This window comes from Mesorhizobium sp., from assembly GCF_024509055.1.
Taxonomy (GTDB): Bacteria; Pseudomonadota; Alphaproteobacteria; order Rhizobiales; family Rhizobiaceae; genus Mesorhizobium.
Genome location: NZ_JANINM010000489.1, coordinates 1 through 12,213, shown reverse-complemented (window position 1 = coordinate 12,213; position 12,213 = coordinate 1). Strand labels below are relative to the sequence as shown.

Sequence of the window (12,213 nt, the reverse complement as noted above, 5' to 3'; positions counted from 1 at the left end):
CCGCCGATGACGACGATCCCGGCATGGCTGGGCAAGGTCATGATCTTGTTCCGTATTTCGTCCGGTAGTTGTCCAGCGCCACGTCGAGCCGCGCCAGGTTTTCCTCGGTATAGGCGACGTAGTCGATGCCGGGCGCATCGAGGTAGAGTTCGGAGACCATGCTCCACATCGCCTCGCGCAGCAGCGAGGCGCATTGCATGGCGGCGTGCGAGCGGCGGACCTCCGCGTCCGGTTCCTTCATGAAATAGGCAGTCAGGAAAGCGAAGGATTCGTCGTCGTTCATGCCGGCATTGGACGCCGCCCCGGCAAGGTCGAACATCGCCGTGTTGAAGCCGGCATATTCGAAATCGATCAGCCACAACCTCGCGCCGTCGTCGAGGATATTCGCCGGCAAAAGATCGTTGTGGCCGAACACGATCGGCAGCAGCTTCTGCGCGTGCTCAAGCTCATCCGCGAGTGTCAGGTAGCGCGGCAGTTCGCCTTTCTTGCGGCTGCCGCCTTCGTCCAGCGTGCGCGCATAGTCGCGGATGACGTGGAACACCCAGAACATGAAGCCGGGGCCGGAAACGTGGTTCGGCATCTCGCGGTGGAAAGAACGCAGCAATGCCGCGACGCGACCGGGATGGGCGCGCACGTCCTCGGCGACGAAAGTTCGCGCGCCGAGAAACGCCGTCACCATTATGCCCGGTTCGGCATAGTGCACGGCCGGCGCGAAGCCCGCGGCATGCGCGGCCCTCGCTGTCATCACCTCGCGTTCGCGAAAGACGTGGTGGAAAGGATAGTCCTGGCCGAAGCGCACGACATGGCGGCCGGCCCCATCCTTGACCACGTAGTTAGCGTTGCTCAGGCCACCCGGAAGCGGCTCGATCTCGATACTGCCTGTCCAGCAGGGAAGGTCACGGATACGGTCTTCGGCGTTCACGGACTAGTCCCTGCTTTGGCCGGCATTCGATCGGTGGATTGTGGGAAACAACAGAAAAGCCTCGTCGGTGCGGGATGCCGGGATTGATCTCCCGCACCGCACCGACGAGCCCCTGGCCAGGTTCGAAAGCCCCGGCATCCGCCCCCGCGGATCTCAAAAAAGCTCACGCCAGGCACGTTCCAGATGGTCTGGTCGGTCGATTGCGGCTCTGCCATCACCCTCCCGCGGCAGTTCCGAGCCTGTCACGACACTGATCTCATTCCAGTGCCGACCCGCTGTCAATTAAAAGCTGTGACCTTTTTTGGGTGTTTTGCCCGAAAATATAAGCAGTTCCTTCAAAACCACCGGAAATACCTTAGAATCGGTCAAAAGTCCCGGACACCTCTATGATCCATTCCAAACGGCATGGCGAAATCCTGCGGCTCTTGGGTGAGGGGGGTACCATCACCATCGCCAGCCTGGCCGAGCGGCTGGGCGTGTCGCTGGAAACGGTACGGCGCGACGTCAAGCCGCTCGCCGACGATGGCTTAATCCTCAAGATGCATGGCGCCGTCAGCCTGCCCTCCATCGGTGCCGAGGCGCCGTTCGAGCGACGGATGCGCGAGAATGCCGAGGCCAAGCGGCTGATCGCCCGCATGGTCGCGGCCACCATCCGCGACGGCGAATCGATCATGCTCGACACCGGCACGACCACGTCCTTCCTGGCACGAGAGCTGCTTGGCCACAGGCGGCTGACGGTGGTCACCAACTCTTCCGACATCGCCCGCACGCTATCCACCGTCAATGGCAACAGGGTCTACATGGCGGGCGGCGAGCTGCGCAGCGATTCAGGCGCGGCCTTCGGCGTTTCGGCGATCGATTTCGTCAGCCGCTTCTCGGTCGGTCACGCGGTGATCTCCATCGGCGCGGTCGACGCCTTGGCCGGGCTCATGGACTACGATCTGGAGGAGGCGGAATTCGCCCGCATGGTGCTGTCGCGCGGTCAGCGCTCGCTGGTCATCACCGACCATACCAAGTTCGGCCGCCAGGGATTGGTCCGCGTCTGCGGCTTCGACGGTTTTTCCGAACTCGCAACCGACCGGCCTCCGCCCCAGGAAATCGCAGCCGCGCTGGACCAGGCCGGCGCCCGGCTCAGCATTGCGGCTGCATGAGGTTCCCGTGGCCGGACTTTAGCCGAAGACAAGCGACTGGTGGGCCGCGACCCCAGCCATGGCGCCGCCGGACACCGCGAAGGCGATGTTGTGCATCATGCGCGCCACGTCGCCGGCGGCGAAGACGCCAGGGATGGACGTCTGCTGTTTGTCGTCCACGACGATCGCCCGGCCAAGGGGCCCTTCGTTGAAGGCGCAACCGAGCTGATCGGCAAGCGGGCTCGCAATCTCGTTGCTAGGCGCCGTGAAGACCGCCTTCACGCGCACGTTGCGGCCGCCTTCCAGCCCGACGACCACCGTAGCGGAACCGTCTTCTTCGAGCCCCGTCACTTTGGCCGGCTCGAACTTGACCCGGCGTCTCTCCAGCGCTCGCATCTGCTCGGCGTCCGGCTCGAACAAGCTGTTGCCGAAGAACGTGACCTTGCCCCAGTCGGAGATCAACTCGGCCTGATGCATGGACATCGGTCCGGTCGCCAGGACACCCAGCGGGCCACCAGCCACCTCGTAGCCGTGGCAATACGGGCAGTGCAGCACCTTTCTGCCCCATAGTCCGGCCAGTCCTGGGACGTCGGGCAGGATATCCCGGACGCCGGTGGCGAGTATGAGCCGCTTCGCCTCGACCGCCTCGCCATTGTCCAGCCGCACCTCGAAGCCGCCAGCGGCCGCGCTGGCATGGTCCGCGCGACCGGCAATAACCTTGGCGCTGGGATAGGCAAGCACCTGTCGCCTGGCCTCGTCGAGTATGGCCGATGGCGAGCGGCCGTCCTGGCCGAAGAAGCCGTGCGAATGCTCGGCAAAGCGGTTCCGGGGCTCGCCGGCATCGATCACCAGCACATTGCGCCGGCCCCGCGCCGCATACATGGCTGCGGACAGGCCGGCGAAGCTGCCGCCAACGGCGATCACATCATACTGCATGGCTGGAAACTCCAATCAGGTCATAACGGCGGCGGAAATCGGCTGTCAGGTCGGCCAGCGTGATGTGGCTGAGCTTCTCGGCGAGCAGTCTTTCCGCCTCGAGGCGGAAATCGTCGAGCACGGCAATCACCGCCTGCTCGACCAGGCAACCGGGGCTTTCCGGCTCGGTGCTGAACGGCAGCAGCGTCTCGCCGAGCGCGGCGCTGATTTCCGCAAGTGAAATCTTCTCCGGCGCGCGGCCGAGCTGCCAGCCGCCGCCATGGCCGCGCGCGGAACTCACGATGCCCGCCTCGCGCAGGCCGGCGATTGTGCGGCGCACCACCACCGGATTGGTGTGGATGAAGGTGGCAAGCTGCTCGGACGTGAGCGCCCGATCCGGCGTGTCCGCCATATGGACCAGGATATGCAGGGTCGAGGAAAGTCGGCTGTTGCGTTTCATGTAACTTAGTTAGTTACGAATCGCGCCGATGTCAAACCCTGACCGGAGATTGCGCCTGTCGCCACTGTCAGGCGGCTGGAAACGTCATCCTGAAGCAGGCGCCGTTCGCCTCGCCGTCGAGCACTTCCACCTTGCCGCCATGCAGCTGCATCAGGTCCCTGACGAGGTTGAGGCCAAGGCCGGCGCCGTGGTCCTTCGGATGCAGGCGGTAGAACGGCTCGAAAATGCGCTCGCGCTCCGACACCGGCACGCCGTCGCCTTCGTCCAGAACCTCGATGACGGCGGGCAAGCGAACGCTGACCATGATCCTGCCGGCCTTGCCGCCATGATCGATGGCGTTCTGGACCAGGTTGGTGACGGCGCGTTCGATAGCGGTGCGGTCGCCGCGCACGGTGAGCTTTTCCCTGGCTGGCTCGAACGACATCTCGTAGCCGGCCGCGAACGCCATCGGCGCCAGGTCGACCACCACATTGCGCGCCACAGCGACGAGATCGACCGGTCCGAAATGGTCGGCTTGCCGGTCGAGGCGCTGCAAATCCAGTAACTGGTCGGCAAGCGTGGACAACCGGGCTGCATCTTGCAGCAGCCGCGCCCGCTCCGGCGTCGGGGGCAAAGCGGCGAGCCGCGTGTTGAGGATGGCGACAGGCGTTCGCAGCTCGTGCGCGGCGTCCGTCAGGAAGCGCTTGTGCCGCTCATAGCCGGCGTCGAGCCTGGACAGCGCCGCGTTGACCGCGGTGACCAGCGGCGTGACTTCCTTCGGCACCCCGTCTAGCGGCAACTGAACGCCGCGCTTGTCGATGTCGATCTGGCCTGCCGCGGTGGCGGCACTCCCAAGGCCGGAAAGCGCGCCGCGCACCACCCACGGCGTCGCAAACAGCGTCGCCAGCGCCATCAACCCGGCCAGAGGCAAAATCCCTTGCAGGAAAAATTGCGGCGCTTGACCGAGCAAGCGCAGTAGGGAGAGCCCGCCCTTGGTGCCGCTCATGATCTGAACGTTGCCCGCCGCCGTGTCGGTCCAGCGGATCTTTCCGCCAGGCGGAGCAGCCTCCCCCATGGCGGGATCGAGGCGGGCGTCGCTGATGTTGTCCAGAAGTCCGACAAAGGGTTGGTAGGTGGCCGGCACCGTTCCTTCCTGCAGCCGGTGTCCTTCCTTGTCCCGGATGATGAACCAGAGATCGGGCACGTCCGATCGCAGCCTGGAGAGGTCGGATGTTTCCTTGAGGGTTAGCGCCCCCTTGCCATCGCGCGTCAACGCATCGGCCAGCACGTCCATCGTGCCGTCCTCATAGTCGTGAGGAATAAGCCCGGTGGCAATCAAGGCGCCGATAAGGCCGGCGATGATGAGCGTCAGCATCACGCATTGCAGCACGGCGATGCGCAGCACCAGGCTCCATTTCAGCGAGCGTGGACGGCGAAGGCTCATGTCGTCTCGCGCAGCAGGTAGCCGACGCCGCGTATGCCGTTGATCACCACCCCGCCGTCGGCTTCGGTCAGCTTGCGCCGAAGGCGGGACACATGGGTGTCGAGCGCGTTGGACTGGATTTCGTCATCGAGGCCGAACACGGCCTCCATCAGCGCCTCGCGCTGCACCATGCGTCCCGTCCGCCGCATCAGCGCTTCCAGCACCAGCAATTCGCGGCGCGGCAGGGTCAGCGGCTCGCCCCGGATCGAGGCTTCGCGATGGCCGACGTCGAGCGCAAGATGGCCGGCGCGGATCGTCTGCGTCTGCATCGGCGCCGGACGCCGGAGCAACGCCCGCAGCCGTGCCAAGAGCTCCTCGAAGGCAAACGGCTTCGACAGATAGTCGTCGGCGCCCATGTCGAGCCCGTCGACCTTATCGGCGGTGTCGCCCCTGGCCGTGAGCATCAGCACCGGCGTGGTGTTCCTGGCGGCGCGAAGTTTCGGCACCAGGGTCAGGCCGTCGCCGTCCGGCAGTTGCCGGTCGAGCAGGATCGCGTCGTAACCGTCTGTGGCGACGAAGTCCTCGGCCTCCAGCAAGGAGGCCGCGTGATCGACCACCATGTCATGCCGCTTCAGCGCCGCGCGCAGCGCCGACACCATTTCCGGCTCATCCTCGACCAGCAGGATTCGCATCCGTCACCTCTCACAGCCCCCACTTCTTACAATCCCTTGCCGGCCCACTATCGCGCCAAGATTGCGCAAACATGGCGCCAGTCTTCGCCGGCGGGTGGGGAGTTTTTCTCCTCGAAGCCGCAATATTCGCAATGTCCATGCAATCCGGTCGCTGCAAACAGCGCCTCATCGAATGTCCGGTGGACGAATCGCCGGCATCAGAAATGAGGTCAATATGCTTGCAAGCGATGCTTTGTCTTTCCTTAGAGCCTGGACGCTGGCGCCATTCCGCATCGGCTCCGTCACGCCTTCCAGTCCCAGCCTAGCGTCGCTGATCACGCGTGAGATTGGGCCCGAAACCGGGCCGGTTCTGGAACTGGGGCCAGGCACCGGCCCGTTCACGCGCGCCTTGCTGGCATGCGGAGTAAGGGAAAAGGATCTGACCCTGATCGAAGCTGACCCCGACTTTGCCTCCTTGCTGTCGCGCCGTTTCCCTGCGGCGCGCATCGTCGAGATGGACGCGGTCGGCCTTCGGTCTCTGCCGCTGTTCGACGGTCCGATCGTCGGCGCCGCCGTCAGCGGCTTGCCCTTCCGGTTGATATCGCCCCGCAAGACCTTCGCGATACTGGAAGGCGTCTTTGCCAATCTGCGGCCAGGGGCGGCGCTCTACCAGTTCACCTTCGGGCGCCGTTGTCCCTTTGACGAAACGATACTGGAGAGGCTCGATCTGGAAGCGGTCCGGATCGGCCGGACCTTCCGCAATTTCCCGCCGGCGACGGTCTACCGGGTTTCAAGGATCAAGAGCCTCAAAACCTACGACTGGCGCCTGTCATGACCGATTCCCTGTCGGCGATGCTGGGGCTCGGCCTGTTCGGCGTCGCCTTCCTCGCTTTCACCGAAAAGATACTCCCAGCGCCGCCCTCGCACGTGCTGCTCCTGTTCCTCGGCATGACGGCGGCGCCTGACTTGACGACGCTCGGTGTCCTGTTGGCGGTGACGACGTTCGGCTCCACGATGGGCTGCCTGTTCTGGTTCGCCATGGGCGGGCGGCTCGGGCCCGACCGCGCCGACGCGCTGGTCTGTCGCTACGGAAGATACATCTTCCTGCATCACGCCACCTACCTCAACTTCGCCCGGGCCTACCGGCGTCATCATGTCCGTGTCTCGTTGCTGGCGCAGTTTGTGCCCACGGTGCGCAACTACCTGCCGATCGCCGCCGGCGCGTTGCGCCTGCCGCCTTGGCCGTTTGCGCTTGCCACAATGGTTGGCGCCACGTCGTGGAACGTCGGCTTTCTGTCGGTCGGCTATTTCATGCGCGACAGCGGCAGCGACCTGCTGTCGGTCGCGTTCCACATCATCGTTATCGTTGCCGCCGTCGATATCCTGCTTCTGCTCGCCGTGCGCTACTGGCGCCTGTGGTGGCCGCGAAACAAAGCGGTGCGCGGCTGAAGGTTCGTTGCGGCCACGCGTCCGCTTTCCTTCCGGCCTGCGCCGGTGTTTAGTCCGGCAATGGCTTTCACCATCAGGCAATTGCAGTTCTTTGTCGCCGTCGCCGAACAGGGTACGGTGTCCGGCGCGGCGCAGAACCTCTCCATCTCGCAATCATCCGTCACCGAGGCGATAAAGGAGCTCGAAGGCGATCTCGGCGTCGAACTGTTCGATCGCCATCCGCGCGGCTTGAACATTACCCACAAGGGCCACCAGTTCCTCCGCCACGCCACGAAGATCCTGGCCGATGTCTCCGACGCGCGCCGCGCTTTCCTGGGCGATCAGATGGTCGCCGGCGGCCGACTCCAGCTCGGCGTCACTTCCCTGGTCGCCGGCTATGTGCTCTCCGACCTGCTGGCGCGTTACCGGCGTGCCTATCCAGGCGTGGAGGTCTCGGCCATCGAGGACAATGGCGATTATCTCGAGCACCTGCTGGTCGGCGGCAAGCTCGACATCGCCGTCATGGTCACGTCCAACCTGCGCGACCGCACGGCGTTGCAATCCGAAATCCTCGAGGTCTCGACCTACCGGCTCTGGCTGCCTCTCAGCCATAAGCTCGCCAGCGCCGATGCCATCGGCGTCAGTGACATCGCTTCCGAGCCGCTGATCATGCTGACCGTCGACGAGATCGAGGAGAACACCGGCAAGCTCTTGTCGGCGATCGGCGCCAGGCCGCATGTCGCGTTTCGAACACGCTCGGTTGAAGCCGTGCGCAGCCTGGTAGCCACCGGGGCGGGCGTCGCGCTCCTGCCTGATCTCGTCTATCGCCCCTGGTCGCTGGAAGGCGACCGTATCGAGTCGCGCGACATCTCCGGCGCCTTGCCGGTTGTCCAGGTCGGTACAGTGTGGCGACGAGGCTCCGGCCTGCCTCAGTCCGCCCGCGATTTCATCGGCCTTGCCCAGTCGCAGCGCATGGTCCGGCAACGGCTCTGAGTTTCGAGTTGATATCGGAAAAACCGATATCGTCTTTCTGATAAATGAATTTGCGAAACCGGAATTTTCACAGCACGTTCTCGCCCCAGGGAACAAAGCCGCTCGGGAGCGCGGCTGTCGGAGCACCGAGGTGCTGCGGCGTTCGAGTTTGCGCATGATCCTTTCCGAAAACCGACGGTTTCGGGGTCATGCGCCAAAAATGGGAGATCGATGATGAATGCATTCCTGAAGTCATGCACGGCGTTGACGGTTGCACTGGCCTTCTCCGGTCAGGCGATCGCCCAGGTCAAGGAACTTGGCAAGGGCGAGGGCGAGGTGAACATCGTCGCCTGGCCGGGCTATATCGAGCGCGGCGAGACCGACAAGAACTACGACTGGGTGACGGCCTTCGAGAAGGAGACGGGTTGCAAGGTCAACGTCAAGACCGCCAACACGTCGGACGAAATGGTCTCGCTGATGAACGAGGGCGGCTTCGATCTCGTGACCGCATCAGGTGATGCATCGCTGAGGCTCGTCGCCGGCAAGCGCGTGCAGCCGATCAACACCGATCTCATCAAGAGCTGGAAGACGGTCGACGACCGACTGAAGGACGCGCCCTGGTTCACGGTGGACAAGGTCCACTACGGTATTCCCTACCAGTGGGGCCCGAACATCCTGATGTACAACACCGACGTATTCAAGGAAGCGCCCAAGAGCTGGAACGTCGTGTTCGAGGAAATGAACCTGCCGGACGGCAAGTCGAACAAGGGCCGCGTTCAGGCCTATGACGGCCCGATCCACATCGCCGACGCCGCCAACTACCTGATGTTCCACAAGCCCGAGCTCGGTATCAAGGATCCCTACGAGCTCAACGAGGACCAGTACAAGGCCGCGCTCGATCTGCTGCGCAAGCAACGCACGCTGGTCGGCCGTTACTGGCATGACGCCGCCATCCAGGTCGATGATTTCCAGAATGAGGGCGTGGTCGCTTCCGGCTCGTGGCCCTATCAGGTGAACACGCTGGTCGCCGCCAAGAAGCCGGTCGCCTCGACCGTCCCGCAGGAAGGCGTCACCGGCTGGGCCGACACCACCATGATGGAGGCCGACGCCGCCCATCCGAACTGCGCCTATATGTGGCTCGAGCATTCGCTGTCGCCCAAGGTGCAGGGCGATGTCTCGGCCTGGTTCGGCTCGCTGCCGGTCGTGCCCGCCGCCTGCAAAGGCAACGAGCTGCTGGGCGAGGAAGGCTGCAAGACCAACGGCTACGAGAATTTCGACAAGATCAAGTTCTGGAAGACGCCGGTGTCGAAGTGCTCCAGCCAGAACAACCAGTGCGTGCCTTACTATCGCTGGGTGTCAGACTATATCGGCGTGATCGGCGGCCGGTGATTGCCTTACCCTCCCCGTCGCGGGGAGCGTTGACCGCCGGGGTGGGGGGGTGCCCCCACCCGCGGCTTCGGCGCGACCTTCCGACCGGGAAGGTAGGCGTCGCGCGAACTCGCCTTTGTTCGACCCGACAACTGACTGACAGCTCATGACCTCTGCCGTTTCCTTCAAACAAGTCTCGCGCCATTTCGGCAGCGTGCGCGCCGTCGACGCCGTCGATCTCGAGATCGTGCCGGGCGAGTTCTTCGCCATGCTCGGCCCGTCGGGTTCCGGCAAGACGACCTGCCTGCGGCTGATCGCCGGCTTCGAGCAGCCGACGGCGGGATCGATCTCCATCTTCGGCGAACGCGCCGAAGGCGTTCCGCCCTATCGCCGCAACGTCAACACCGTCTTCCAGGACTACGCGTTGTTCCCGCACCTCAATGTGCTCGACAACGTCGCCTACGGGTTGATGGTCAAGGGTATCGGCAAGGCCGAGCGGCTGAAGGCGGCCGAGGATGCGCTGTCGCTGGTACGCCTGCCGGGCTACGGCGCCCGTCGCCCCGGCCAGCTCTCGGGCGGTCAGCGCCAGCGTGTCGCGCTTGCCCGCGCGCTGGTCAACCAGCCCAAGGTGCTGCTGCTTGACGAACCTCTGGGCGCGCTCGACCTCAAGCTGCGCGAGAACATGCAGGAAGAACTGAAGTCGCTGCAGAAGGCGCTCGGCATAACCTTTGTCTTCGTCACCCACGACCAGGGCGAGGCGCTCTCCATGGCCGACCGCGTTGCCGTCTTCAATGACGGCAGGATCATGCAGGTCGGCACGCCGGAGGATATTTACCAGCGGCCCAGGACGCGATTCGTCGCCGATTTCGTAGGCTCGTCGAACGTGCTGCCGCCGGATTTCGTGCAGCGCTATTCCGGCCAGCAACGCTGGGGCAGCCTGCGCCCGGAATCCATCCGCGTCGTGCGCGCGACGAGCGGCGACGGCGTCGCCGCACGCGTCGTCGGCACGAATTACCTCGGCGCCACCACGAGGCTCGCGCTCGACGCCGACGGATTGAAACTCCACGCCATGGTGCCGGCTGGCACGGCGCTCCCAGGGGAGGGCGAGGCCGTCATGCTCACGTTCAACCGCGAGCACCTGCATCTGATGGACGAGCCCGCATGAGCCTCGACGCCGCCATGCCGCGTGCCAGCGCGCCCGCCATCCTGCCAGGCAGCGGCGGCTTGCGCGGCGCGCTTGCCGACCTCTTCTGGCGCCGGCCGAAATTCCTGCTCATCCTGATGTTGCTGCCGCCGCTGCTGTGGCTCGGGATCGTCTATATCGGCTCGCTGTTTGCCCTTCTGGCGCAGAGCTTCTTTTCGATCGACGAGTTCTCCGGCCTCATCAACCGCCAGTTCACGCTGAAGACCTATGGCGATCTGTTTCAGGCTGCCAACCTCGACATCATCCTGCGCACGGTGACGATGGCGGCGCTCGTCACGCTCGCTTCGGCGGTCGTCGCTTTCCCCATTGCCTATTACGCGGCGCGCTATGCGCGCGGCCGCTGGAAGGCGCTGTTTTATCTCGGCGTCATGCTGCCGCTGTGGTCGAGCTACCTCGTCAAGATTTACGCCTGGAAGCTGATCCTCGCCAAGGAGGGCATCCTCACCTGGCTGTTCGGCAAGCTCGGCCTGTCGTGGCTTCTCGATGCCTGGCTGTCGCTGCCGATCGTCGGCGGCAACTCGCTGTCGGTGTCCTTCACCGGCACCTTCATCGTATTCGTCTATGTCTGGCTGCCCTTCATGATCCTGCCTGTGCAGGCGGCGCTGGAGCGCGTGCCCGGCAATCTGGTCGAGGCTTCGTCGGATCTCGGCGCCTCGCCGGGCCAGACCTTCCGCAATGTGCTCTTCCCACTGGCGCTGCCAGGCATCGTCGCCGGCTCGATCTTCACATTCTCGCTGACGCTCGGCGACTACATCATTCCGGCGATCATCGGCACGTCGCGCCTGTTCATCGGCCAGGCTGTCTATTCGCAGCAGGGCACTGCCGGCAACATCCCTTTGGCCGCCGCCTTCACCGTCGTGCCCATCGTCATCATGGGTTTCTACCTTTGGGGCGCCAAGCGCATGGGGGCTTTCGATGCGCTCTGACCGTGGCCAACGTGCTCCGCTCGGCTTGAAGATCGCCGCAGCCTGCGGCCTGCTCTTCCTGCATTTGCCGATCCTTTTGATCTTCGTCTACGCTTTCACCACCGAGGAGAAGAGCTTCGTCTGGCCGCCGCCGGGACTGACCACGCAGTGGTTCGCCGTCACCTGGAACCGGCCCGATGTCTGGGAAGCATTGTCGCTGTCGGTCCGCGTCGCCGCGATCTCGACCTCGATCGCGCTGGTGCTGGGCACGCTTTGCGCCGCGGCCGTTTCGCAGACCCGCTTCTTCGGGCGCGAGGCGATCTCGCTGCTGGTCATCCTGCCGATCGCGCTGCCCGGCATCATCACAGGCATCGCCTTGCGCTCGGCCTTCGCGCTCGCCGACATCCCGTTCTCGTTCTGGACGATCGTGCTCGGCCACGCCACATTCTGCGTGGTCGTCGTCTACAACAACGCCGTCGCCCGCTTCCGCCGCACCTCCGGTTCGATGATCGAAGCTTCGATGGACCTCGGCGCCGACGGCTTCCAGACCTTCCGGCATGTCGTGCTGCCCAACATCGCGACTGCGCTGCTGGCCGGCGGCATGCTGGCCTTCGCGCTGTCCTTCGACGAGGTCATCGTCACCACCTTCACCGCCGGCCAGCAGCAGACTGTGCCGATCTGGATGCTGGAAGAACTGATCCGCCCGCGCCAGAGGCCGGTCACCAATGTCGTGGCCATGGTGGTCGTGCTGGTGACGCTGCTGCCCATCCTCTTTGCCTATTACCTGACCCGCGACGGCGACCAGATCGCCGGTTCGGGCAAATAACCGGATTGAT

Annotated in this window: 13 protein-coding genes; 8 read left to right on the top strand and 5 right to left on the bottom strand. The window is 64.4% G+C overall.

The genetic code is table 11. The features are described from left to right. Positions 1–37: 37 nt before the first annotated feature. On the bottom strand, positions 38–922 hold the full coding sequence (locus tag Q0L57_RS28830) for a phosphotransferase family protein (RefSeq protein WP_296746486.1): 885 nt from the start codon (positions 920–922) through the stop codon (positions 38–40). Positions 923–1,308: 386 nt separating this feature from the next. On the opposite strand from Q0L57_RS28830, the gene Q0L57_RS28825 reads away from it, so the two are divergent. Next, on the top strand, positions 1,309–2,073 hold the full coding sequence (locus Q0L57_RS28825; protein ID WP_296746485.1) for a DeoR/GlpR family DNA-binding transcription regulator: 765 nt from the start codon (positions 1,309–1,311) through the stop codon (positions 2,071–2,073). A gap of 18 nt (positions 2,074–2,091) precedes the next feature. Here Q0L57_RS28825 and Q0L57_RS28820 read toward each other — a convergent pair whose 3' ends face one another. From Q0L57_RS28820 to Q0L57_RS28805, 4 genes are all read right to left on the bottom strand, one after another. Further along, positions 2,092–2,988, bottom strand: coding sequence for an NAD(P)/FAD-dependent oxidoreductase (locus Q0L57_RS28820; RefSeq protein WP_296746483.1), 897 nt, complete (start codon positions 2,986–2,988; stop codon positions 2,092–2,094). Beyond that, positions 2,978–3,427 (bottom strand): Rrf2 family transcriptional regulator, encoded by a 450-nt coding sequence (locus Q0L57_RS28815; RefSeq protein ID WP_296746482.1) that lies wholly within the window; start codon positions 3,425–3,427, stop codon positions 2,978–2,980. Before Q0L57_RS28815 ends, Q0L57_RS28820 begins: the two co-directional genes overlap by 11 nt. 67 nt (positions 3,428–3,494) lie before the next feature. Then, on the bottom strand, positions 3,495–4,850 hold the full coding sequence (locus Q0L57_RS28810) for a HAMP domain-containing sensor histidine kinase (RefSeq protein ID WP_296746481.1): 1,356 nt from the start codon (positions 4,848–4,850) through the stop codon (positions 3,495–3,497). Further along, the gene (locus tag Q0L57_RS28805) at positions 4,847–5,521 is read right to left on the bottom strand and encodes a response regulator transcription factor (protein WP_296746480.1); all 675 of its coding nucleotides are present in this window, start codon (positions 5,519–5,521) and stop codon (positions 4,847–4,849) included. The genes Q0L57_RS28810 and Q0L57_RS28805 overlap by 4 nt, the downstream gene beginning before the upstream one ends. 214 nt (positions 5,522–5,735) lie before the next feature. Here Q0L57_RS28805 and Q0L57_RS28800 point away from each other — a divergent pair, with 214 nt between their 5' ends. The 7 genes from Q0L57_RS28800 to Q0L57_RS28770 all read left to right on the top strand — a co-directional run bounded on the left by Q0L57_RS28800 (position 5,736) and on the right by Q0L57_RS28770 (position 12,203). Beyond that, complete coding sequence (locus tag Q0L57_RS28800) at positions 5,736–6,335, top strand: rRNA adenine N-6-methyltransferase family protein (RefSeq protein ID WP_296746479.1); 600 nt, start codon at positions 5,736–5,738, stop codon at positions 6,333–6,335. Further along, positions 6,332–6,949: a DedA family protein gene (locus tag Q0L57_RS28795; protein ID WP_296746478.1), complete on the top strand. Its 618-nt coding sequence runs from the start codon at positions 6,332–6,334 to the stop codon at positions 6,947–6,949. The genes Q0L57_RS28800 and Q0L57_RS28795 overlap by 4 nt, the downstream gene beginning before the upstream one ends. Positions 6,950–7,009: 60 nt before the next feature. Then, complete coding sequence (locus Q0L57_RS28790; protein ID WP_296746477.1) at positions 7,010–7,921, top strand: LysR substrate-binding domain-containing protein; 912 nt, start codon at positions 7,010–7,012, stop codon at positions 7,919–7,921. A gap of 213 nt (positions 7,922–8,134) precedes the next feature. Continuing rightward, positions 8,135–9,289, top strand: coding sequence for an ABC transporter substrate-binding protein (locus Q0L57_RS28785; RefSeq protein WP_296746488.1), 1,155 nt, complete (start codon positions 8,135–8,137; stop codon positions 9,287–9,289). A gap of 145 nt (positions 9,290–9,434) precedes the next feature. Then, positions 9,435–10,433 carry an ABC transporter ATP-binding protein gene (locus Q0L57_RS28780; protein ID WP_296746476.1) on the top strand — a complete coding sequence of 333 codons (999 nt, stop codon included), beginning with the start codon at positions 9,435–9,437 and terminating at the stop codon, positions 10,431–10,433. Between the two features lie 14 nt (positions 10,434–10,447). Next, positions 10,448–11,398, top strand: coding sequence for an ABC transporter permease (locus Q0L57_RS28775; RefSeq protein ID WP_296746487.1), 951 nt, complete (start codon positions 10,448–10,450; stop codon positions 11,396–11,398). Continuing rightward, on the top strand, positions 11,388–12,203 hold the full coding sequence (locus tag Q0L57_RS28770; protein WP_296746475.1) for an ABC transporter permease: 816 nt from the start codon (positions 11,388–11,390) through the stop codon (positions 12,201–12,203). Before Q0L57_RS28775 ends, Q0L57_RS28770 begins: the two co-directional genes overlap by 11 nt. The last annotated feature ends 10 nt before the right edge of the window (positions 12,204–12,213 follow it).